The organism is Amycolatopsis iheyensis (assembly GCF_024703995.1).
Lineage (GTDB): Bacteria > Actinomycetota > Actinomycetes > Mycobacteriales > Pseudonocardiaceae > Amycolatopsis > Amycolatopsis iheyensis.
In genome coordinates this window covers 46,193-68,715 of the sequence record NZ_JAMXQV010000037.1, presented here as the reverse complement: position 1 = coordinate 68,715, position 22,523 = coordinate 46,193, and the positions used below count along the sequence as shown (strand labels likewise).

Here is a 22,523-nt window from a genome sequence, read left to right as displayed (position 1 = left end):
GGAGCCGGGCACACTCGAGCCCGGGACCACCACAGGGAGAGACGCATGAAACCGAAGACGAAGGGCATCACCGCCGCGGTCGTCGGCACCGCGCTCGGCGCCGGCGGGCTCGCGTTCGTCGCGATGCCGGCCAGCGCCGACGACAAGCCGGCGCTGCCGCAGGTGAGCGCCGAGGACCTGGTGCAGTCCGTGGTGAAGGCGAAGCCGGGCGCGTTCGACGGCACGGTGAAGGTGAGCAACGACCTGGGCCTGCCCGCGGTGGGGAACGCGGTGCCGGGGGCGCAGGCGCTGAACATGGATTCGGCGCACATCTTCAGCGATGGCGCGGGCAAGAGCCGGCTGGCCGTCACGCAGGGGGCGAGCCAGGAGACCGTCGTCCACGACGGCACCACCGTCTGGGACTACAGCTCCAAGAACAACACGGCGACCAAGGTGACCATCCCCGCCGACGTCGCGAAGCAGAAGGGCGCGGGCAGCGAGAAGACGGCCGACCCGCTGGCGGCGTCGACCGAACTGCTGGCGAAGGTCCGCGAGAGCAGCACGGTGTCGGTCGACGGCACCGCGACCGTCGCCGGCCGCCCGGCCTACGAGCTGGTCCTGACGCCGAAGCCGACCGAGCGGACGCTGCTGCGCGAGATCCGCGTCGCGGTCGACTCGCAGACGCGGATGCCGCTGCGGATGTCGGTGCTGAGCAACGGGACGTCGACGCCGGCGCTCGAGGTCGCCTTCAGCGAGATCGAGTTCACCCAGCAGCCGGCCGACCTCTTCGCCTTCACCCCGCCGAAGGGCGCCAAGGTGCAGGAGAAGACGGCCACGATCGACCAGCAGGACAAGGACCGGGCCGAGCAGGCGAAGCAGGACGTCAAGGTCGTCGGCGACGGCTGGGACACCGTCGTCACCGGCAAGGTCCCGGCGGACCTGCTGAACGCGGCGCCCAAGCAGCAGTCCGGCCGTGAGGGTCGCGGCAACGCCGACCCGAAGGCGCTGCTCGAGCGCTTCGCGAAGAAGGTCAACGGCGCTTGGGGCAGCGGCTACCTCGTCACCACGAAGGTGGGCAGCGCGGTGCTGACCGACGACGGCCGGTTCGCGGCCGGCGCGGTGCCGGAGCAGGTCCTCTACGAAGCGCTGGGCCAGAAGTGACCAGCACTGCTGTGGAGTCCGGGGCGGACGTCTCTTCGGAGGCGTCCGCCCCGGCGGTTCCCCTGGCCGCGCGCACCCGGGGACTGCGCAAGGTCTACCGCGGCACGGTCGCGGTGGACCACGTCGACCTCGACATCCCCGAAGGCGCGGTCGTGGGCATGCTCGGGCCGAACGGCTCGGGCAAGACGACCACGATCCGGATGCTGCTCGGCCTGGTCCGGCCGACCGAGGGCGAGGTCGAGCTGCTCGGCCGGCCGATGCCCGAAGCCGCGGCGCACGCGCTGCCGGACGTCGGCGCGCTGGTCGAAGGGCCGGGCTTCCACCCGTTCCTGTCCGGGCGCGACAACCTGCTGCGCTTCGCCGCGGCGGAACCGCGGCTGGCGTCGTCGGGGATTCCCGCCGCCGTGGACGCGGCGCTGGAGCGCGTCGGGCTGACCGTCGCCGCGCGTCGGCGGTACAAGGGTTATTCGCTCGGCATGAAGCAGCGGCTCGGGCTCGCTTCGGCGTTGCTGGTGCCGCGCAAGATGGTCGTGCTCGACGAGCCGACCAACGGCCTCGACCCTGCTGGTACCAGGGAGATCCGCAGGATCGTGGCCGAGCTGCACGCCGAGGGCGTCACCGTGCTGGTGTCGTCGCACCTGCTGGCCGAGGTGGAGGCGACGTGCACGCACGTCGCCGTGCTGCAGGCGGGCAACGTCGTCGCGCAGGGCGAGCTGGCGGAGCTGCTCGAGTCCGGGAACGCGGCCCTGCTGGTCCGCACGCCGGACGCCGAGCAGGCGGTGGAAGTGCTGCGGGAGCACCGGATCGGCGCCCGGCTCACGCCGGACGGCGTCCGGGCCGACCTCACCGCGGCCGAAGCCCCGCGGGTGCTGCAGGTCCTGGTGGGCGCGGGGGTCGCGGTCCACGAGGCGACGCGGGCCCGCACCGGGCTGGAAGACCTGTTCGCGAGGCTGACGGAGGGGGCGGAATGACGGCCGTACTGGACGCGCCGGCGGCCCGCACGGGCCACGACTCGGTGCCCTTGCCGCGGCTGCTGGCCGCGGAGCTGCGCTGGATCTTCCGGCGGCCGCGCACGCTCGCGGTGCTGGGCCTGCTGGCGCTGATCCCGATCGTGATCGGCATCGGCCTGACGCTGGTCAGCGAGGACGCGCAGAGCGGCGGTGGTCCCGACGACGGCGGCGGCGCGCTGCTGGCCTCGGCGGTGAACAACGCGTTCGTCCTGCCGATCGCGGCGATCGTGATGTCACTGGCGTTGCTGCTGCCACTGGCGTCGGCGATGGCGGGCGCGGACGCGATCGCGGGCGAAACGGCCCACGGCACCCTGCGCGGCTGGTTGATCGCCCCGGTGGGCCGGGGCCGGCTGCTGGCGGTCAAGGCGTTCGGCGTCGCGACGGTGTCGGTGGTCTCGGTGCTGGCGATGTGCGTGACGGGCGTGGTGACGGGCCTGATCATCAACGGCACGGACTCGCTGTTCACGCTCTCGGGCACGACGTTGTCCCTGGGTGGCGCGCTGGCCAGGATCCTGCTGGTGGCGGGCTGGGTGGTGCTGCAGCTGTGGGCCGTCGGCGCGGTGGCGCTGGCGATCTCCAGCTGGACGGAACACCCGATGCTGGTGGTGGCCTCGGTCCTGGCGGCCGACATCGTGTTCACCATCCTCGGGTTCCTGACGTCGCTGGACTGGCTGCACCCGTTCCTGCTGACGCAGAACTGGTCGCTGGCCCCGGCGGAGGTGCTGCAGGACCCGATGGGCACGCAGATGCTGGGCGAAGGCGCGTTGCGCGCGGCTTGCTACATCGTGATCGGCCTGTCGTTGGCCTACGCCCGGTTGTCCACTCGCGACGGCTGAGGGTTCTTCCGGACGGCGTCAGCCCACCAGCGCGACGCCGTCCGGGTCGAACTCCAGCTGCACCGAGTCGCCCGCGCGCAGGTCCGACGCTGCCGGGGCGACGGCGTCCACTGTGGACTCCTTCAGCTTCACCACGAGCCGCACGTGCTCGCGCCGGTGCACCGCCGCGACGACCTCGCCTTCCGCTCCGGAAGCCGCGACCCGCAGCGCGTGCGGGCGCAGGCCGAGCCGCACCGGGCCGTCGTCGACGTCCGGGAGCGCGACGTCACCCAGCGCCGTGTGCGCCACTCCGCCGGCGACGACACCGTCCACAAAGGTCGTCACGCCGAGGAACCGGGCCACGTCGTCGTCGGCCGGGTTGCGCCAGACGCGCCGGACCGCGCCCTCCTGCCGGACCTCGCCCGCGTCCAGCACCGCCACCCGGTCCGCGAGCGTGAACGCCTCCTCCTGGTCGTGCGTCACCAGCAACGCCGTGATCTTGCTGCGCCGCAACAGGTCCGCCAGGTCGATCGCCAGCTGCTCGCGCAACCCGGCGTCCAAACCGGACAGTGGCTCGTCGAGCAGCAGCAGGCGCGGCTTCGGCGCCAACGCCCGCGCCAGCGCGACCCGCTGCGCCTGCCCGCCGGACAGCTCCGTCACGCGCCGCTTCTCGAAGCCCGACAGGCCGACCAGCGCCAGCAGCTCGGCGACCCGCGAACCCCACGAAGACCGCGGCACACCGTGCATCCGCAGGCCGAACGCGATGTTCGCGGCGACGTCGCGGTGGCCGAACAGCTGGCCGTCCTGGAACACCAGGCCGAAGCCGCGCCGGTGCACCGGCACCGCGCCCAGGTCCTCGCCGTCCCAGCTGACCGCGCCGCGTGCCGAGGGCTCCAGGCCCGTGATCGCGCGCAGCAGCGTCGACTTCCCCGAGCCCGACGGGCCGAGCAGCGCCAGCACTTCCCCGTCGGCGATGTCCAGGCGGACGTCGCGGACCGCCGCGAACGTTCCGTAGTGGACAGTCAGGTCCCGCACCGACAACGCCATCAGAACTCTCCCACCCCGCCGCGCCCCGGCCGTTCGTGTCCCAGCCGGTCGATCAGCGCGACCGCCAGCACCGTCACGAGCATCAGCAGCGCGCACGCCGCGTACGCCATCTGGTTGTTCAGCTCCCCCGGCCGCGCCATCAGCGACGCGATCGCGACCGGCAGCGTCGGCGACGTCGGCCGCGCGAGGAAGCTCGTCGCGCCGAACTCGCCCAGCGCCACCACGAACCCGAACCCGGCCGCCGCGACCAGCGGGCGCAGCGTCAGCGGCAGGTCGATCTCCCGCCACACGCGCAGCGGGCTCGCGCCGAGCGTCGAGGCGGCCTGCCGCAACCGGACGTCGACCGAGCGCAGCACCGGCAGCACCATCCGGACGATCAGCGGGATGATCACCAGCGCCTGGGCCAGCGGCACCAGGTAGGGCGACGTCCGGAGGTCGCCGGGCAGCGCGTCGAGCGTCACGAGGTAGCCGAACCCGACGGTCACCGCGGACACCCCGAGCGGCAGCATCAGCACGGCGTCCATCGTTTCGCCGAGCCCCCGCGCGGCCTTCGCGGGCGATCGGCGCAGTGCCACCAGGACGACGGACGCGAGCACCCCGACGACCATCGCCAGCAGCGTCGCGTCGACGGCCACCTTCAGCGAGTTCACCGCGGCGTCCCAGCCGGACACCTGCAGCGCGCCCTTCTCGCCGGTGCTCGTGAGGGCCCGGTACCCGGCGAGGCTCCAGTCGTCCGAAGTGGACACCGACTCGGCGAGCAGCGCGACGATCGGCGTCAGCAGCAGGGCCAGCACGACACCCGCGGCGCCGGCCACCGCCCATTCGCCGCCACGCGGGCGCCGCGCGCCGCCGGCTCCGATCCGGGCGCCGTCCTTGCGCCGCCGCGCGAGCCCGCCGAGCACGAGCGCGGCGACGACGGCCGCGAACTGGATCAGCGAAAGCGCCGCGGCGCCCGAGAGGTCCAGGAGGTCGACGGTCCGCAGGTAGATCTCGGTTTCGAGGGTCCGGTACTTCGCGCCGCCGAGGATCAGCACGACGCCGAAGCTGGTGGCGCAGAACAGGAACACCACGGCCGCGGCGGACGCGATGGCCGGGGCCAGCGCGGGCAGCGTCACCGAGCGGAACGCCCGCCACGGCGAGGCGCCCAGCGCGCGGGCCGCGTCGGTGGTCCGCGAGTCCAGCCGCGCCCACAGCCCGGCGACGGTCCGCGCGACGACGGCGACGTTGAAGAAGGCGTTGGCCAGCACGATCGGCAGCACCCCGCCGTCGGGCCACAACGCGCGGAACGCGAGGCCGACCACCACGGTCGGCAGCACGAACGGCACGAGCACGAGCGTCCGCGCGAGGCCGACGCCGGGCAGCTCGACGCGCGCCAGCAGGAACGCCACCGGCAGCCCGGCCAGCACGGCGACGACCGTCGACGCGGCGGCGGTCGCCACGGTGAACCCGGCCAGCTGCCACGTCCGGGCGTCACCGAGCACGACGTCTAGGCCGCCCGCGGCGAACCCGCGGCCGACGATCGCCAGCACCGGCCAGGCGAAGAACACGACCAGGAAGCCGATCGGGGCCAAGCCGAGCAGCGCCAAGCCGAAGCCGCGCGCGGTGCGGGGCGGAGCTAGGACTGCACGAGCGTGCGCCATTCGCCGATCCACTTCTCGCGTCCGGCCTGGACCTGGTCCGCCGTCAGCGTCTGCGGCTTCTGCGGCAGCGGCGCGACCTGCGCCCAGCCCGCGGGCAGCTCGACGTCCTGCCGCGCCGGGTAGACGTACATGTTGGCCGCGACGGTCGTCTGGAACTGTTGCGACAGCAGGAAGTCGACGACCTTGCGCGCGTTCTCGGTCTGCTTGCCGTTCGCGAGCACGCCGGCGTACTCGACCTGCCGGTAGCAGGTGTCGAGCAGTGCCTTGGTGCGCGGCTTGCCGTCGTCGCCGATCTCGGCGGCCGGCGAAGACGCGTACGAGACGACGATCGGACGCGGCCCCTTGCCGGACGAGCCGGAGAAGTCCTTGGTGTAGGCCTCCTCCCAGCCGCTGACCACCTTGAGGCCGTTGGCCTTCAGCTTGCTCCAGTAGTCCTGCCAGCCGGCCTCGCCGTACTTCGCGATGGTGCCGAGGAGGAACGCCAGCCCGGGCGAAGCGGTGGCCGGGTCCTCGGCGACCAGGAGGTCCTTGTACTTCGGGTCGGCGAGGTCGTCGTAGCTCGCCGGCGCCGGGATGCCCTTGCTCGTGAAGTAGCTCGTGTCGACGTTGACGCAGACGTCGCCGACGTCGACCGCCGAGAGCCGGTGCTCGGGGTCGACGGCGTAGCGCTGCGGCCCGCGGTCGGCCTCCGGGCTGGTGTAGGGCTCGAAGACGCCTTCTTTGAGCGCGCGCGAGGCGAAGGTCGAGTCGACGCCGTACGCGACGTCACCGACCGGGTTGGCCTTCGTCAGCACGAGCTTGTTGGTCAGCGAGCCGGCGTCGCCCTGCTTGAGCACGGAGATCTTGATGCCCGACTGCTTCGAGAAGGCGTCGAGCACTTCCTGCGGCGCGAGGAAGGAGTCGTGCGTCACGAGGGTGACGGTGGGCGTCTGCTGCGTGCCGCCGTCGCTCTCGGACAGCGAGCACCCCGCGGCGACGACGCTGACGGCGGCGACGGCCGTCGCGGCGCGCACAGCCCTGCGTTTCATCTACCCTCCTGCACTTCGCCGGACGAGGAGGGAAAGCCCTCCCTTCGCCGGCATGATCCGTCTCAGGTGCTAACGGTCGCGGGTGACCCCGCCTCTCAGCCCGGCTCGACCGGACTCCCGTGGCAACCGTGCAGCCTAGTGCAGGACGCAGGACGATGGAGACATGACGGAAATCTTGAGCGACTCCGAGGCCGATTCCGCGCTGCCGGCCGGCTGGACCAGGACGGACAAGGTCATCTCCCGCGAGGTGGAGCTGGCGAGCTTCCCGCAGGCAATCGAGGTGGTGGACCGCGTCGCGGTGCTGGCCGAAGCGGCCGACCACCACCCCGACATCGACATCCGCTGGCGCACGCTGACGTTCCGCCTCTCGACGCACTCCGCGGGCGGTCTCACGCAGAAGGACTTCTCCCTGGCCGCCGAGATCGACTCGGTGCTGTCTTCTTTGTGACCTCGGTTACGCTGAGTGCACTTTTTCGCGCTTTCGACGTCTCTCGGTAAACGACTTTTGCTAGGAGAGACGGAACATGACGCAGGCGATCGTGGTCGGCACAGCGGCATTCGCAACGATGGTGGCGGCGGCCGGCGGTGTGCTCTGGTTCACCGTCCGGGGCCGCCGTCACCCGGATGCCGGTGAGTTCGATCACAGCCGCTAACGAAGGGCATGATCAGCGCGCTGAGCAGGGCGGAAGCATCGGATTTCGGCCTTAGGAAGCGCCATGAACAGCACCGCCACCCTCACCTCCGCCCAGCGCGCCTGGATCAACGCCCTCGCCCCCGCGGTGGTGCTGATCACGATCGCCCTGATGGGTCTCCTCGGCTGATTCCGCTCGCGCCGCCGCCCGCTCGAGGCGGCGGCGTTGTTTTTCAGCGGAGCCGATCCACCGGCGGCAGCTCGCTTGGGACGTCGTCGCTCGTGGTCCAGTACTCGAGGCCGGACAGCCGGCCTTCGTCGGCGAAGAGGATGAGCCCGCCGCCGGGAGCGTCGGCTTCGACCGGCTCTTCGAGGTCCGCCGCGGGCAGGGTCGCGTCCACTTCGAGGTCGATGGTCGGGCACCCACAGCCACACTGGCCGGTGACCCGCGCCGTCTCCGCCTGGGCCCGCAGCTGCGCGGCACCCGGGAAGTCGCCGGCGAGCAGGAAGGTCAGCACCTCCCGCTCGCGCGGCGTCAGCTCACGGCTCACCCTTCTACCCTTCGAGTGCGGTGACGAGCAGCTCGCCGACCAGCTGGAGGTCTTCCAGCTCGATATCGCCGCTCTCGGGGACCGCCTGAATCTTTCTCAGTGAACGATCCACCGCCTGATCGAACCACCGCACGGCATGGAGCAGCGTGTCGGCACGCAGTTGATCGCCGGCCTTCTCGAGTTGGTCCCGGGACACAGGTCCGCAATTGCGATCCAAGGTGATCCGGACAATGTCGAGAAGATCGGTACCTTCCTTCACCGATCCACGATTCATGATCGACTGCAGCTTCATCGCGATGATCGGACCAGGCTCGGACACCCGCACTGTCAACGGTGGAAGCCCCTCCGCCTTCAATACCAGCCCGGACGCGGTCGATGCGGCCCAAGCGTGAGCCTGGACGTGCAAGCGATCAGTCGGATCATCAGGAAGGTCATCGACTTCGGCGTCCGTCACTTCCAGGACATCGACCTGCACCTCACCGTGAGCAGTCCGAACCAGAACACCGGACGGCCCGCTCGGCGTAGCTCCCGTCGACACGAGCAGTTCGAGCTGTGAGCGTTCACTTGCCGTCCGGCGGTCAACGGTATCGAGGTCGGTCGTTGCCCGGTAAGGGTTGGTCAGCCTGCACATGACCGCGAGGCCCCCGACGAGAACGACCGGGCGTCCCGTCCGTTCGGCGATGATCGGTATCGCGCTCACGAGCCGGGTCATCGAACCACCGGCCAGCACGACGCCCGGAGTCTCACCAGACACGGTGCCACGGTTCTTCCGGCGTCCACATGTCCAGGACCTCCCGGCCACGCCCGGGATCCTGCGCGAGATCGAGCGCCACGAACAACGGGCCCGCCAAGGGCCACGGTTCGTTGGCCCATGCCGTCGCATCCACGCGCCGGGCACACACGAGGGGGGTCGGCGCGACACGGATGCGGGCCGCCCTGGCCGGCCCTTCGGCGGCGGTCCCCAGTAGCCGGGTGGCGCGGCGCAGCACGCTCTGGTCGGGGACGTAGAAATCCGGTGGATGGTCAGCTCGTGCCGAAATCGGAGCACCGTAGCGAACTGCCGCCACCGTATCGGTCAGTGCCCAACCCACAGTCGACTCGACGTCGTCGAAGCCCAAACTCAGGACCGAATTTTCTCGCCCGCCACCCGGTTTCGGAATGCTCGCGAGATCCACACTGACCGGCTTCCAATGTTCAGCGAGTTCCCAGAACAGCTCCGGCGTGGCCGGCGTGCGTTTCGCGTCGACCAGGCCTGCTGCGCGCAGCGCGGCGAAGGCTTCCGAAACCGAACTAGCGGCTCGCCCCAGCTCAGCCGCGGCATCCCGAACTCCGAGCCGCGGTCTCGGATCTGACAACAGCAGTGCTGCGAGCTCGATGCCGACCCGCCCGTTGATCCCCTGACGAACGGACCGCGGCTCTGACAGGGCGGGGACGTCCGCGTCAACGAACAGACCAGGCCCGGTCAACCTCAGATGACCGCGCAGGTCCAGCCAGCTCCAACCGGCCTGATTCAGCCGGTCACGCCCGTCCGCCGTGATCCGGCCGGCGACGACCATCGGCGCGGCATCGGCACCGATCGTCTCGAACCATCTGCGGAGCTGTCCCACCGCGCTGTCGGCATTCACCAACGAAGCCGTTTTGACCACTACGGCAACAGTCTTGCCGTCCGGCAATGCAACGTGGATGGCATGCGCCGGATCGTCGCCGGATCCGCGCTCGAGGCGAACATCGAGCCCCAGGGAGCGCACAGCGAAGGAGAGCGCGTCGAAGGCGTCACGTTCATCCAAGCGGGACCTCACGAATCAAATGATCCCCCTGGTTCGGTGTTCGGTCAATACCGAACGCCGAACAGGACCGCGACACTCCTCCGCGACCAGATGGCAAAGCCCCCACGACACGTGTCATGGGGGCTTCAGCTCACGGCTCACACGTTGAAGCGGAACTCGACCACGTCGCCGTCGGCCATGACGTAGTCCTTGCCCTCCATGCGGACCTTGCCCGCCGCGCGGGCCGCCGCCATCGAGCCGGCTTCCATCAGGTCTTCGTAGGAGACGATTTCCGCCTTGATGAAGCCGCGCTCGAAGTCCGTGTGGATCACGCCCGCCGCCTGGGGGGCCGTTGCGCCCTGGGGGATCGTCCAGGCGCGGGACTCCTTCGGGCCCGCCGTCAGGTACGTCTGCAGGCCGAGCGTGTGGAAGCCCGCGCGGGCCAGCGAGTACAGGCCCGGCTCCGGCTGGCCGACCGACTCGAGCAGCTCGCGCACCGACTCCTCGTCGTCCAGCTCCAGCAGCTCCGCCTCGACCTTCGCGTCGAGGAACACCGCGTCCGCCGGGGCGACCAGCTTGGTCAGCTCCTCGCGGCGGGCCTCGTCGGTCAGGACCGGCTCGTCGGCGTTGAAGACGTAGAGGAACGGCTTCGTCGTCAGGAGGCTCAGCTCGCGCAGCGCGTCGAAGTCGACCTCCTTCTGCGCCTGGAAGAGGGTGCGCCCGGCGTCGAGGATCTCCTTCGCCTTCTGCGCGTTGTCCAGCGCGGGCTTGTTCTCCTTCTTCGTCCGCGCTTCCTTCTCCAGCCGCGGCAGCGCCTTGTCGAGCGTCTGCAGGTCGGCGAGGATCAGCTCGGTGTTGATCGTCTCGATGTCGCTCGACGGGTCGATCCGGCCGTCGACGTGCACCACGTCCGGGTCGTCGAACACGCGGATGACCTGGCAGATCGCGTTGGCCTCACGGATGTTCGCGAGGAACTTGTTGCCCAGCCCGGCGCCCTCGGAAGCGCCCTTCACGATGCCCGCGATGTCCACAAAGGACACCACAGCCGGCACGATCTTCTCCGACTTGTGCAGCTCGGCCAGCTTGTCCAGCCGGGGGTCCGGCAGCGGCACGACCCCGACGTTCGGCTCGATCGTCGCGAACGGGTAGTTCGCGGCGAGCACGTCGTTGCGGGTCAGCGCGTTGAACAGGGTGGACTTGCCGACGTTGGGCAGGCCGACGATACCGAGGGTGAGACTCACGATCCCGCAGTCTACGTGTCGGCCGTGGCCGGGCCCCACGCGGCCAACGCGGCGTCGGATTTCCGCCAGCGGGCACGCCGACCTGCTGACATGCTCGGACGCATGGTCACCTCAACGGCGGCGCCGGCGCTCTGGCGCGACGCCGAGCGCTGCTACCGCGTGGTCACCGCCCGCGACTCGCGCTTCGACGGCCAGTTCATCATGGCGGTCCGCACCACCGGCATCTACTGCCGCCCGTCGTGCCCGGCGTCGACGCCGAAGGAGCGGAACGTCCGCTTCTTCCCGACGTCGGCGGCCGCGCAGGCCAACGGCTTCCGCGCCTGCCGCCGCTGCCTGCCCGACGCCGTGCCGGGCTCGCCGGACTGGGACGTGCGCGCCGACCTCGCCGCGCGGGCGATGCGCCTGATCTCCGACGGCACGGTGGAGCGCGAAGGCGTCCCCGGCCTCGCGCGACGGCTCGGCTACTCGGAGCGTCAGCTCGGCCGGGTCCTCACCGCCGAGCTGGGCGCCGGCCCGCTGGCCTTGGCGCGCGCCCACCGCGCGCACTCGGCGCGGCTGCTGATCGAGATGTCCGGGCTGCCGCTGACGGACGTGGCGTTCGCGGCGGGCTTCTCCAGCGTGCGGCAGTTCAACGAGACGATCCGCGAGGTGTTCGCGACAACGCCTTCGCAGCTTCGCGCCTTCGCGGCTTCCCGACGTCGACGCGACGGCGAAGTGAGCGGCACGCGGCTCAGCCTGCGGTTGCCGTTCCGGCCGCCGTTCGACGCGGCCGGGTTGCTTCGCTACTTCGCGGCCCACGCGGTTCCGGGCGTGGAAGAGGTGACTTCGAGGTCCTACGCGCGGACGTTGCGGCTCGCCCATGGCTCCGGCCTCGTCCGGCTGACGCCGGAACCGGACCACGTGCGGTGCGAGCTGCTGCTGACCGACCTGCGCGACCTCGGCAGCGCGGTCAGCCGGGTGCGCCGCCTGCTGGATCTCGACGCCGACCCGGCGGCGGTCACCCGGGTGCTCGGCGCGGACCCGGCGCTGGCGCCGCTGGTGGCGGCGGTCCCGGGGATCCGGGTCCCGGGCGCGGTGGACGGCGAAGAGCTGCTGCTGCGCGCGTTGCTGCACGAGGTGCCGGTCGGCGAAGTGGTGCCGGGCGAGTGGGGCGTGACGCGGCTGTTCCCGACGGCGGCCCAGGTCGCCGAGGCCGTGCCGGGCCACGCCGGGATCGCCGCGCTGGCGGAAGGCCGGCTGGACGTGCACGTCGGCCGGGACGCGGCGGACCTGCGGGCGGAGCTGCTGGCGTGCGTCGACCCGTCGACCGCGGACTACGTGGTGATGCGGATCCTCGGCGCCCCGGACGTGCTGCTCGCCGACGACCCCGCCGTCCGCCGCGGCGCCGAGGTGCTGGGCATCCCGCCGGATTCCCTCGGCGAACGAGCCCGCGCGTGGACGCCGTGGTGTTCCTACGCCGGGATGTACCTCCGGCGCTCGGCCTGATCCCGTGTCAGCCTTGCTCGCCGTGCCAGAGCAGGGCCTGGGCCACGATGACCTGGTTGCCGTCGAAGGTCGCCGCCGGGGAGCCGTGGAGGTGGTAGCCGAGCTCGATCGCCTCGCTGACCCGCTGGCAGAACTTCGCGTCGTCCGGGCCGGTGAGCAGGCGGTAGCGCGGCAGGCCGTTCGGCGGCTGGTCCATCATGACTTCATCTTGGCCGAGGTGTCAGCCCGCGCGCACCTCCACGGTCGAGCCCGTGCGGGACTTGCGGACCCGCAACCGCGTCGGGATGCGCTGCCGCAGCTCCTCGACGTGCGACACCAGGCCGACCACGCGGCCACCCGCACGCAGCTCGTCGAGGATGTTCATGACCACGTCCAGGGTCTCGGCGTCCAGCGTGCCGAAGCCTTCGTCGACGAACAGCGTGTCCAGCAGCGCGCCCCCGGTCTCGCCGGCGACCACGTCGGCCAGCCCCAGCGCCAGGGCCAGTGACGCCAGGAACGACTCGCCGCCGGACAGCGTCTTCGCCGGGCGGATCGTGCCCGAGTAGTCGTCCAGCACGTCGATGCCGAGGCCGCCGCGGGTGCCGCGCGCCCCGGCCGCGTCGGAGTGCACGAACGAGTACCGCCCCTGGCTCATGGTGCGCAGGCGGTGCGTGGCGGCGACCGCCACCTCCTCGAGCCGCGCCGCCAGCACGTACGACCGCAACGACATCTTCCGGCTGTTCTGTCCGCGCCCGTTGACGACCTCCGCCAGCGCGCGAAGCTCCGCATACGCCGCTTCGGCCGGCGCGAGTCCGGCGAGGGCCGTGCGCAGCAGGCCGGCCAGCCGGGTCAGCTCGTCGTGCTGGGCCGCAGCCACCCGCAGCGCCGCGTACGCCGAGTCCGCTCGCGCCCGCGCCAGCTGTGCCGCGTCGGCCGCACGGTCGACGTCCGCGACGTCTTCGGGCGAGATGCCGAAGAGGTCCGGTTCGGACAGCAGCGCCCGCGCTCCCGCCGCGGCCGCCTCGGCCTCGGCGATGCCCTGCTCCAGCTTCTCGATCTGCTCGTCCGGCAGCATCGCGGCCCGCGCCTTCTTCAGCGACGTGAACCCCTTCGCCTTCACCGCGGTCTCGACGAGCGCGCGCTGCTGCGTGACCCGCTCCCGGGCGCCGGCGACCGCCGTCCGGGCCTCGGCGACCGCTTCCAGGGTCTCGGCCAGCCCGACGAGGTGCGCCCGCCGGGCGCCGACGTCCGCGAACTCGCCTCGCCCGGCGACGAGCCGGCGTTCGCGCTCGGCCAGCCGCTCGTCCAGGCCTCGCACGTCGGCCGTGGCTTCGGTGGCGGCCTGTTCGGCCTGGCGGCGACGTTCGGTGCGCGCTTCGAGGTCACGCTCCAGCAGCACCACTTGCTGACCGAGCTTCGCCTTCGCGGCTGCCCGCTCGTTCAGCGCGACGACCGCCGAACGCGCTTCGGCCAGTTCGGCGGTGATCGACTCGGCGGTGCGCCCGGCCAGCCGTTCGATCAGCCCGGCCACCCGCGCCTTCGCTTCTTCGAGGGCGACGACGACCCGTTGGCGCACGGCGTCCGCCGCCTGTTCGGCTTCTTCGGCGGCGCGCTCCTCCGCCGGGTCGACCAGCTCGACGTCCCGGTTCGCGGGCGCCGGGTGCTCGGCCGATCCGCACACCGGGCACGGCGCGCCCTCGGGGAGCGCGGCCGCCAGCTCGGCCGCCATCCCGTCGAGCCGCCGCTCCCGCAGGTCGAGCCGTCGTTGCCGAGCGGCCTGGTGCGCGTCGACCACCTCACGCAGCTTCGCTTCGCCCCGACCGACCTTCGCCTGTGCCTCAGGAAGTTCAGCCGCGTCACGCGCCGCGGTCCGCAACTCTTCGACTTTCGCCCGCGCGCCGTCGAGCTTGGCTTCGGCTTCGGCCGCTTCGAGGGCGTCCGCCCGCAGCTTGGCCAGCTGGCCCGGGATGGCCGCCAGCTCGGCGGTCAGCTCCTCGACCTGCTGCCGGGCGGTGACCGCGGCCAGCTTCCGGTCGTCCCGTCGCATCACGTCGAGCTGCTGCGCTTCGGCCTCCGCGACCAGTTCCGCGACCGCGCCCGCCTCTTCGCGCGCGGTGGCTGCCCGCGCCTTCAGGTCACCGGTCGCGTTCGTGCCGAACTCGCGCAGCTCCGCCCCACGCGCTTTCTCCGCCTTTTCAGCGTCGGCCAGTTCGGCGGCCCGGCGGTCGAGCAGGTCGGCTTCGACCGCGACACCGGCCGCCCGCCGCGCGGCCGCGACCTCCCGCGCCCACTCGGCGCGCTGCGGCGCCTGCTCGGTGATTTCCAGGAGCCGCAGGTGTGCGGTGCGGACCCGCCGGATCTTTTCCGCGCCCGCGCGCTCTTCCTGGAGGTAGACGTCGGCGCGCTGCGCTTTCGAACGCTCCCGTTCCTCTTCGGCGGTGACCTGCGCGAGCCGCTCGACCGCCGTCGCGAGCACGGCGCCGACCCACTCTGCCGCTTCGGTCTCCGGCGGGTCCTGCTGGGCTTCCTGCGCGTACCTCGCCAGCAGCTCGCGCACTTTTCCTTGCTGCTGCTCGAGTTCCCGGCCCCGCTCGGCGCGCAGGTCGGCGAACCAGCGTTCGACGTCGGCGAAGCGCTCGGTGCCGAAGAGCCGCTCGAGGAGCTTCTCGCGCTCGGCGGTGTCGGACCGCAGGAACCGGGCGAACTCGCCCTGCGGCAGCAGCACCACCTGGAAGAACTGGGCCGCGGTCATGCCGAGGAGCCGTTCGACGGTGCGCGCGACCTCCTCGATCCGGATCAGGCCCTCCGGCGCGAGCCCGGCGGGCGCCGCGCCGACCCAGCTCAGCGAGACCCGCGCCTGCTGCGTTGTCGTGCCCTCGCCGCGCCGCTTCGGCCGCTGGTACTCCGGGTTGCGCACGATCTTCAGCCGGTGGCCCTGCACGGTGAGCTCCAGCGCGACCTCGGTGACCTGGTCGAGCTCGGACAGGTCGCAGCGCAGCCGCTTGGCTTCGTTGCGGGCGCCGGGGACGACGCCGAACAGCGCGAACGCGATCGCGTCGAGCAGCGTCGTCTTGCCCGCGCCGGTTTCGCCGTGCAGGAGGAAGAGGCCATCGGCGCCGAGCACGTCGAAGTCGACCACTTCGCGTGCGCAGTACGGCCCGAAGGCTTCGACCTCCAGCCTGTGCAGCCTCATTTCGCGAGGGCCCCCCGGTCGGCCGCTTCGAGGGCCTTGAAGAGGAGCTGTTCTTCGCTCTCGGTCGGCGCGGCGCCGCGGCAGTCGTCGAGGAAGCTGCGCGAGATCTCGATGTCGGACCGGCCGCGCACGGCGTCGGAGTACCGCAGCGGGGCGCCCGCATAACCGCCTTCGGGCTCCCACTCCAGGTGGACCGCGTGGGGGAACCGTTGCTTCAAGCGCCGCATCGCGTCGACCGGGCGCACGCGGTCGGTGACCGTGACCGACAGGAAGTGGTCGAGGACCGCATCGTGCTCCGGCGCCACCATGAGGTCTTCGAGCTCGCCGCGAAGCGTCGCCAGCTGCCGTGGCACGGGCAGCTCGTGCCGGCGGACTTCGCCGAGGCCGTGTTCGTCGAAGTCGACCAGCCAGACCGATTTGCGTTGCCGCGCCTCGGAAAACGAGTAGGCCAGCGGGCTGCCGGAGTAGCGCAGGTGCTCGGCGAGCGTCTGCGGTCCGTGGAGGTGGCCCAGCGCCACGTAGCCGACGCCGTCGAAGACCGAGCCGGGCACCTGCTCGACCCCGCCGACCGCGATCGTGCGCTCCGAGTCGGTGGGCTCGCCGCCGGTGACGAACGCGTGCGCGAGCACGGCCGACCGGACGCCGGGCCGGGTTTCGAGGTCCGCGCGGATCCGGCGCATGGCCTCGGTGAGCACGCCGGTGTGACCGCGCGCCTCCGGTACGCCCAGGGCGTGCCGGGACGGTTCCGGCTCCAGGTAAGGGATTCCGTAGACCGCGACCGGGCCGTGGGTGTCTTCGAACAGCACCGGTTCGGCCAGCCCGCCGACCGTGGTGCGCAGGTGCAGGCCGCCCGCCGCGGCGAACTCCGCGAAGGCGCCGAGGCGGGGCGCCGAGTCGTGGTTCCCGGGTGTGACGACGAGCTGGGCGCCCGCCGCGCGGATCCGCGCGACCGCCGCGGTGGCCACGCGGACGGCCTCGGCCGAAGGCACCGCGCGGTCGTAGATGTCGCCTGCCACCAGGACGACGTCGATCGCCTCGCCGGCCACGAGGTCGGCGAGGTGCCCGAGCACCGCTTCCTGTTCCGCGAGCAGGTCGGCGCCGTGGAACGTGCGGCCGACGTGCCAGTCGGAGGTGTGCAGGAATCTCACGGTGGCCAAGGTACGACCCGGGTCCGACGAAATCCCGGAGGCTCGCCGCCACCTCACTCGAACGTGTGTACTAACCCGAGCGTGCCGAATCGGACACGCCCTGCGTGGATTCGATTTGTTCGCAGGTCAGCTACCCAGAGCGACGGATCGGGCGCGGTTTTTGTCGGTGCGGTCCGCCATGATGTCCCCGCGGTCCGATCCAGGCGGCCCGGAGGGAGGAGCGAAGTGGCGACAGTGCTGACCACCGCGGCGATCGTGCTCGCGGTCCTGCTGCTGTTCGCCGTCGCGGTGCTGTGGCGGCTGTACAACGACGGGATGCGGCGGGCCGACGCGGCGGCGAAGCAGGTGGCGGCCGAGCGGGCCAAGACCGATCAGCAGCAGCTCGCGTTGCGGCGGTACGAGGTCGCGTTCGCCTCGATCAGCGGGCGCGGCGAGCTGGGCGAGCAGGTGCTGGTCGAAACGGCGCGGGCACTGGGGTTGCGCGAGAACCTGCACTTCACGCTCCAGACGGACGTGGCGGGCGGCGGCTCGGCGAAGCCGGACATGGTGCTGCGGGTGGGCGGCGACCGCACGGTGCCGGTCGACGCGAAGGCGAGCATGGCGATCTGGGCCGAGGCGGTGGAGACCAACGACCCGGAGGAGCGGATCGACGCGTTGCGCGCGCACGTCCGGCAGATCCGTTCCCGGGCGGCCGAGCTGGCCGGCAAGGGTTATCAGCGCTGGGCGGACGCGATCTACGGCACGATCATGTTCGTCCCTTCCGACGCGGCGGTGGTGGCGGCGCTGGACACGGACCCGGAGCTGCTGCGCTGGCTGATCGACCGCCGGGTGTTCCTGTGCGGCCCGACGGGCTTCGGAGTACTGGCCTCGGCGGCCCTGTTCGCGGCGAGCGACCGCACGCTGGAGGCGGACGTGGAACAGGTGCGCACGGGAGCGGCGGCGGCCCACCGGGCAGCGGGCGGCGCGGTGGAGGCGCTGAACCTGTCGAGCACGCACCTCCAGCGGTTCCTGTCGGCCAGGAGGCGGGAGCTGGAGGCGTTGGAGGCGTTCCGGGCGTCGGTGGCACCGCTGACGGACGCGGCCGGCAGCCCGACGGCCGTGCCCCCGGTGCGGAAGGGGGACGAGCTGGCGGCGAGCTGAGGGGGGTTGCGCCTGGGCCGGGTGGTGGGGTTGGGCCGGGGCCGGATGGCGGACGAGTGCGAGTGGCGGTGCCGGCGGCCTGGACCTGATCCCCGGGGCGGTCGCCGGCGCGACCGGACCGCGCAGGCGTCAGCCCCGATGCCGCGGGCAGCCATCTCGCTCGGTCGCCCCGGGCTCGCGGGTGTCCAAGCGACTCCGCGCCCACTCGCGGCGAGCACACGCGGGCTCATCCCCCGCAAGCGCTGGCGCACCGCGCGGGACTTCGCCGACAAACCGGACACCAGCCCGACCGCAGGCAGCAGGACCGCGCAGCAAGACGGGCACGTTTGGCCGTCTCGTCAACGGCTGACCGCCAACCCGGCGACCACCTGACCACACGACACCCCCGGACCACCGCGTCAGCGACGGTCACCCCACACCCGCCAACCGGCGGTCCGCCCCCACCGCCAACCCGCCCCCGAACCTCCCACCTGCGACAACCCACCCCGGAAAGGAGCACACGAGACAGCGACGGCAGCGGACTGGACCACAGCACAGCAGCACCCGGCGCGGCCACCGGAGTCACGCCGCCGGGTGGCGGTAAACCCACGTCGGCGGCGGTGCTGGCAAGATCTTCACAACCACGAGATACGGTGTTGTCTCGTGACCGCGATTCGCGATCGCCAGAGCGATCCAGATGCCGACGACATCTCCGTACCGTGGGATGAGCGTCCTGTCGTCGGTTCGAGGCGCGGACTGCCCTGGTGGGCGGCGGTCCTGGTCGGCCTCGGCCTGGCGGTCGTGGGCGCCCTCATCGGCAAGCCGACCCAGACCAGCATTCCGCTGATCTTCACCGTCCTCTACATCGCCGGTGCCCTGATCGCGGTCTGCGCGGTGCGGCGCCGAGGCGTCTTCGGGCCGATGGTCATGCCGCCGCTGGTGCTGGCCGTCACCGTGCCGAGCGTCATCCTGCTGACCTCGGGCTCCGAGGGCGATGACATGCTGTCGAAGGCCCTGAGCATCGGCAGCCCGCTCATCAACAGCTTCCCGATCATGGCCATCACCACCGGCCTCACGCTGCTGATCGGGATCGTCCGGATCTTCCGCGAGCGCGACCCGGACGCCCCCAAGAAGGGCAAGCCCGAACGCCGCCGGCCGGACGAAGACGACGAAAAGCCGCGTGCCCGGCCGCGGCCGCCGGGGTCGAACCGCACCGGCCAGACGCCCCTGCCGCAGGGCGCCCGGCGGGGTGAGCCGCAGCGACGCCCGCGTCCGCCCGCCGAGGGCGAACGCCGGACGCCGCGAGGCGCGCCCGCCGAACGGGACCGTGGTGCGCGCAAGCCGCCGCCGGCCGGCCGTCGCGCGCCGCGTCCGGAAGAGGGCGACCCGCGTCGGCGCGAGCCTCGCGGTGACGCCCCGCGACGACGTCCGCGCCCGCCCGCCGAAGACGGCCGGGACGCCCCGCCGCCCCGCCGGCCCTCAGGCGGCCGGGGTGCTCCGCCGCGCCGGAGCCGTCCCTGGGACGACGAAGAACGCTGACCCACGAAACGGCGGTCACCTCCAGCTGGAGGTGACCGCCGTTTCGCGTAGCGAGACTCAGACCTTGCGAAGCTCCTTCGGCGGCGCGAAGGTGATCTTCTCGTTCGCCGTCGTCACCTCGTTCACGTCGCCGTAGCCGCGCTCGGCCAGCCAGGCCAGCAGGTCCATCACCAGCTCGTCCGGCACCGACGCGCCCGAGGTGACACCCACCGTCGTGACGCCGGACAGCCAGGCCTCGTCCACCTCGTGCGCGAAGTCGACCAGGTACGACGCGCGGGCGCCGGCCTTCAGCGCCACCTCGACCAGGCGCTTCGAGTTGGACGAGTTCGTCGAGCCGACCACCAGCACCAGGTCGCACTCCGCGGCCATCGCCTTGACCGCGACCTGGCGGTTCGTCGTCGCGTAGCAGATGTCGTCGCTCGGCGGGTCGGCCAAGCCCGGGAAGCGCTCGCGCAGCTGGTCGACGCGCTCCATCGTCTCGTCGACCGACAACGTCGTCTGGGACAGCCAGATCACCTTCGACGGGTCGCGCACCTCGACCTTGTCGACGTCCTCGGCCTTGTCGACCAGCTGGACCTTGTCCGGCGCCTCACCGGCCGTGCCCTCGACCTCTTCGTGGCCTTCGTGACCGATCAGCAGGATGTCGTAGTCGTCCTTCGCGAACCGGTTGACCTCCTTGTGCACCTTCGTCACCAGGGGGCAGGTCGCGTCGATCGTGCGCAGGTTCCGGTCCGCGGCCTCCTGGTGCACCATCGGCGAGACGCCGTGGGCGGAGAACACCACGAGCGCGCCTTCGGGCACCTCGGAGGTCTCGTCGACGAAGATCGCGCCGCGCTCGCGCAGCGTCTCGACCACGTGCTTGTTGTGCACGATCTCCTTGCGGACGTACACCGGGGCGCCGTAGACCTCGAGGGCCTTTTCGACGGCGATCACCGCGCGGTCGACACCCGCGCAGTAACCACGGGGTTTGGCGAGCAGCACCCGCTTGCCGGAGGCGGTTCCGGTGATCGTCGGGGTACCCGCGGGCTCGATTCCGGGACTCGCTGAACTCATGGCACCCAGGGTACGGGCTGTCCCGAGCCGAACTCGAAGTCCCTTTCGGGTGAGCTTCGTCCCTCTACCGAGCTGTGCCCGGGGTCACGCAACGCGCCCAAGTCCACTCGTTCGGTTGGGCAGTTCGGCCTAGATGCGGCAGGCTGGACGCATGAAGCCATTCCCGCTCCCCCTCCGGGTCGCCGCGGGCCTCGCCGTCTCCACCGCAGAGCGGGTTCGTGAGCTTCCCCGGCAGCTCGCCGGCCTCCCGGTGACCGTGGTCAGCCAGGTGCTGCAGGCCTCCATGCGCGTCCAGCAGCACGTCACCGAGCTGGCCATCAAGGGCGACAACGCCCTGTCGAGCCTCCGCCCGGTCGAGGACGCGCCCAGCTGGGCAACCTTCGACGAAGACCTCGACGTTCCGCCCGTGCGGCCGAACCTCACGCCGGTCGCCGACGTGCCCGAGCCCCGTTCGGAGATCAACGGTCACGTTCCGTCAGCGGCCGAGCTCGAGGCGGAACTGGGCGACCCGTGGGCCGAAGAGGAGCGCGCGCTCGCCCAGGACCACGCCGACGGCGAAAACGACGCTCCGGAGACCGACGAGAACAAGCCGCGGCCCGGCACGCCCAAGATCGACAAGAAGGTCAAGGACGAGACGCCCCGGACCAGCGCCGGCGGGTACGACGGCCCGGCCGGGCTGACCGGTTACGACCAGCTCACCCTCCCGCAGCTGCGGGCGCGCCTGCGTCAGCTCTCGATCTCCCAGCTCGAGACGATCCTCGAATACGAGCGCGCGCACGCCGACCGCTCGTCGTTCACCGGGATGCTCTCGCGCCGGATCGCCAACGCCCGCAAGGCCGAACAGGCCGAGGAAGACGGCCAAGAGAACGGGCAGTGACCGAAACCGAAGCGAGCACCGCCGAAAAGCCCTGGCCGGTCCGCACGGTCGCGCGCAAGATCGGCGACTGGGTCCACCGGCTCGGCAGCGTCTGGGTCGAAGGCCAGGTCACGCAGGTCAGCTCACGCCCGAACACGCAGACCGCGTTCCTGACGCTGCGTGACCCGTCGGCCGACGTCTCGATGTCGGTGACCTGCCCGAACTGGCTGATCCGCGAGATGGAGCCGCCGCTGCGCGAGGGCGCGAGCGTCGTCGTGCACGCGAAGCCGTCGTTCTTCTTCGGCCGCGGCACGCTCAGCCTGCGTGCCGACCAGATCCGCGCCGTCGGCATCGGCGAGCTGCTGGCCCGGATCGAACGCCTCAAGAAGCTCCTGACGGCGGAAGGTCTCTTCTCGGCCCAGCGCAAGCGGCCGATCCCGTTCCTGCCGAAGGGCGTCGGGCTGATCACCGGCCGCGCGTCGGCCGCCGAGCGGGACGTGCTGGCCAACGCCCAGGGGCGGTGGCCGCACGTCCGGATCAAGGTGCTCAACACGGCCGTGCAGGGTTCGCAGGCGGTGCCGCAGGTCATGCGCGCGCTGCGGATCTTCGACGCCGACCCCGAGATCGACGTCATCGTCATCGCCCGCGGCGGCGGCAGCGTCGAGGACCTGCTGCCGTTCTCCGACGAGGCGCTCTGCCGCGCGGTCTCGGCCGCCGGCACGCCGGTGGTCAGCGCGATCGGGCACGAGCCGGACACCCCGCTGCTCGACTACGTCGCCGACCTGCGCTGTTCGACGCCGACCGACGCCGGCAAGCGGATCGTGCCCGACCTCGTCGAGGAGACCGAGCGCGTCCGGCAGATGCGCGACCGCGGGCGTCGCGCCCTGCACGGCTGGGTCGACACCCAGACGCGCCTGCTCACCCAGCTCCGCAGCCGCCCGTCGCTGGCCGACCCGCTCGGCCCGGTCCAGCGCCGCCAGGACGACGTCGAGGTGCACCGCGAACGCGGGCGCCGCGCCATGCTGACGCTGCTCGCCAAGGACCAGGCCGAGCTCGCGAGCTCGCGGGCGCGCCTCACCGCGCTCGGCCCGGCCGCGACGCTGTCCCGCGGGTACGCGGTCGTGCAGTTCGTCGACGCCGAAGGCAACCTCCAGGTACTCCGCTCCGTCTCCGAAGTCGAGGCCGGTGCCCAGCTGCGCGTGCGGGTGGGTGACGGCGCGATCGGCGCGGTGGCGGAAGGAGAGCAGGGGTGACGTTCCTCCCGCTGACGATGGACGCGGCT

The 22,523-nt window shown here is 71.8% G+C and carries 21 protein-coding genes and 1 riboswitch; of the genes, 10 read left to right on the top strand and 11 right to left on the bottom strand.

The features are described from left to right. Positions 1–45: 45 nt before the first annotated feature. Genes M8542_RS44625 through M8542_RS44615 form a run of 3 tightly spaced genes read left to right on the top strand, consistent with a single transcriptional unit; the run spans position 46 to position 2,986 of the window. Complete coding sequence (locus M8542_RS44625; RefSeq protein ID WP_257926474.1) at positions 46–1,140, top strand: LolA family protein; 1,095 nt, start codon at positions 46–48, stop codon at positions 1,138–1,140. Further along, positions 1,137–2,111 (top strand): ABC transporter ATP-binding protein, encoded by a 975-nt coding sequence (locus tag M8542_RS44620; RefSeq protein ID WP_257926473.1) that lies wholly within the window; start codon positions 1,137–1,139, stop codon positions 2,109–2,111. Before M8542_RS44625 ends, M8542_RS44620 begins: the two co-directional genes overlap by 4 nt. Next, entirely contained in the window at positions 2,108–2,986 is an 879-nt protein-coding gene (locus tag M8542_RS44615; RefSeq protein WP_257926472.1) for an ABC transporter permease, read from the top strand. Before M8542_RS44620 ends, M8542_RS44615 begins: the two co-directional genes overlap by 4 nt. Before the next feature lie 18 nt (positions 2,987–3,004). Here M8542_RS44615 and M8542_RS44610 read toward each other — a convergent pair whose 3' ends face one another. The 3 genes from M8542_RS44610 to M8542_RS44600 are packed head-to-tail and all read right to left on the bottom strand — an operon-like array spanning position 3,005 to position 6,680. After that, positions 3,005–4,012, bottom strand: coding sequence for an ABC transporter ATP-binding protein (locus M8542_RS44610; RefSeq protein WP_257926471.1), 1,008 nt, complete (start codon positions 4,010–4,012; stop codon positions 3,005–3,007). Further along, on the bottom strand, positions 4,012–5,652 hold the full coding sequence (locus M8542_RS44605) for an ABC transporter permease (RefSeq protein ID WP_372508768.1): 1,641 nt from the start codon (positions 5,650–5,652) through the stop codon (positions 4,012–4,014). Before M8542_RS44605 ends, M8542_RS44610 begins: the two co-directional genes overlap by 1 nt. Next, a complete protein-coding gene (locus M8542_RS44600) occupies positions 5,628–6,680 on the bottom strand; it encodes a thiamine ABC transporter substrate-binding protein (protein WP_257926470.1) in 1,053 nt (350 codons plus the stop codon). Before M8542_RS44600 ends, M8542_RS44605 begins: the two co-directional genes overlap by 25 nt. 21 nt (positions 6,681–6,701) lie before the next feature. Further along, a riboswitch (TPP riboswitch) is annotated at positions 6,702–6,811 on the bottom strand. Between the two features lie 32 nt (positions 6,812–6,843). Between M8542_RS44600 and M8542_RS44595 the strand changes: the two genes are divergently transcribed. Both M8542_RS44595 and M8542_RS44590 read left to right on the top strand, forming a co-directional pair. Continuing rightward, positions 6,844–7,128, top strand: coding sequence for a 4a-hydroxytetrahydrobiopterin dehydratase (locus M8542_RS44595; RefSeq protein WP_257926469.1), 285 nt, complete (start codon positions 6,844–6,846; stop codon positions 7,126–7,128). A 76-nt stretch (positions 7,129–7,204) separates the two neighbouring features. After that, entirely contained in the window at positions 7,205–7,333 is a 129-nt protein-coding gene (locus M8542_RS44590) for a hypothetical protein (protein ID WP_257926468.1), read from the top strand. A gap of 211 nt (positions 7,334–7,544) precedes the next feature. Here the strand turns inward: M8542_RS44590 and M8542_RS44585 are convergent, their stop codons facing one another. From M8542_RS44585 to ychF, 4 genes are all read right to left on the bottom strand, one after another. Then, the gene (locus M8542_RS44585; protein ID WP_257926467.1) at positions 7,545–7,862 is read right to left on the bottom strand and encodes a hypothetical protein; all 318 of its coding nucleotides are present in this window, start codon (positions 7,860–7,862) and stop codon (positions 7,545–7,547) included. 4 nt (positions 7,863–7,866) lie between these two features. Then, a complete protein-coding gene (locus M8542_RS44580; protein WP_257926466.1) occupies positions 7,867–8,616 on the bottom strand; it encodes a hypothetical protein in 750 nt (249 codons plus the stop codon). Continuing rightward, entirely contained in the window at positions 8,606–9,649 is a 1,044-nt protein-coding gene (locus tag M8542_RS44575; RefSeq protein WP_257926465.1) for a hypothetical protein, read from the bottom strand. The genes M8542_RS44580 and M8542_RS44575 overlap by 11 nt, the downstream gene beginning before the upstream one ends. Before the next feature lie 137 nt (positions 9,650–9,786). Continuing rightward, positions 9,787–10,869 carry a redox-regulated ATPase YchF gene (ychF, locus tag M8542_RS44570; RefSeq protein WP_257926464.1) on the bottom strand — a complete coding sequence of 361 codons (1,083 nt, stop codon included), beginning with the start codon at positions 10,867–10,869 and terminating at the stop codon, positions 9,787–9,789. A gap of 102 nt (positions 10,870–10,971) precedes the next feature. On the opposite strand from ychF, the gene M8542_RS44565 reads away from it, so the two are divergent. Next, positions 10,972–12,354 (top strand): DNA-3-methyladenine glycosylase 2 family protein, encoded by a 1,383-nt coding sequence (locus M8542_RS44565; RefSeq protein WP_257926463.1) that lies wholly within the window; start codon positions 10,972–10,974, stop codon positions 12,352–12,354. 7 nt (positions 12,355–12,361) lie between these two features. On the opposite strand, the gene M8542_RS44560 is transcribed toward M8542_RS44565, so the two are convergent. The 3 genes from M8542_RS44560 to M8542_RS44550 are packed head-to-tail and all read right to left on the bottom strand — an operon-like array spanning position 12,362 to position 16,674. Continuing rightward, entirely contained in the window at positions 12,362–12,553 is a 192-nt protein-coding gene (locus M8542_RS44560; RefSeq protein WP_257926462.1) for a DUF1737 domain-containing protein, read from the bottom strand. Positions 12,554–12,574: 21 nt separating this feature from the next. Further along, on the bottom strand, positions 12,575–15,526 hold the full coding sequence (locus M8542_RS44555) for an AAA family ATPase (protein WP_257926461.1): 2,952 nt from the start codon (positions 15,524–15,526) through the stop codon (positions 12,575–12,577). Next, positions 15,523–16,674, bottom strand: coding sequence for an exonuclease SbcCD subunit D (locus tag M8542_RS44550; RefSeq protein WP_257926460.1), 1,152 nt, complete (start codon positions 16,672–16,674; stop codon positions 15,523–15,525). The genes M8542_RS44555 and M8542_RS44550 overlap by 4 nt, the downstream gene beginning before the upstream one ends. Positions 16,675–16,899: 225 nt before the next feature. Between M8542_RS44550 and rmuC the strand changes: the two genes are divergently transcribed. Further along, positions 16,900–17,814 (top strand): DNA recombination protein RmuC, encoded by a 915-nt coding sequence (gene rmuC, locus M8542_RS44545; protein WP_257926459.1) that lies wholly within the window; start codon positions 16,900–16,902, stop codon positions 17,812–17,814. A gap of 642 nt (positions 17,815–18,456) precedes the next feature. After that, positions 18,457–19,332: a DUF6542 domain-containing protein gene (locus tag M8542_RS44540; protein ID WP_257926458.1), complete on the top strand. Its 876-nt coding sequence runs from the start codon at positions 18,457–18,459 to the stop codon at positions 19,330–19,332. Positions 19,333–19,389: 57 nt separating this feature from the next. Here the strand turns inward: M8542_RS44540 and M8542_RS44535 are convergent, their stop codons facing one another. After that, positions 19,390–20,385, bottom strand: coding sequence for a 4-hydroxy-3-methylbut-2-enyl diphosphate reductase (locus M8542_RS44535; protein WP_257926457.1), 996 nt, complete (start codon positions 20,383–20,385; stop codon positions 19,390–19,392). Between the two features lie 151 nt (positions 20,386–20,536). Between M8542_RS44535 and M8542_RS44530 the strand changes: the two genes are divergently transcribed. Then, a complete protein-coding gene (locus tag M8542_RS44530) occupies positions 20,537–21,262 on the top strand; it encodes a lipid droplet-associated protein (protein WP_257926456.1) in 726 nt (241 codons plus the stop codon). Beyond that, the gene (xseA, locus tag M8542_RS44525; protein WP_257926455.1) at positions 21,259–22,494 is read left to right on the top strand and encodes an exodeoxyribonuclease VII large subunit; all 1,236 of its coding nucleotides are present in this window, start codon (positions 21,259–21,261) and stop codon (positions 22,492–22,494) included. Before M8542_RS44530 ends, xseA begins: the two co-directional genes overlap by 4 nt. The last annotated feature ends 29 nt before the right edge of the window (positions 22,495–22,523 follow it).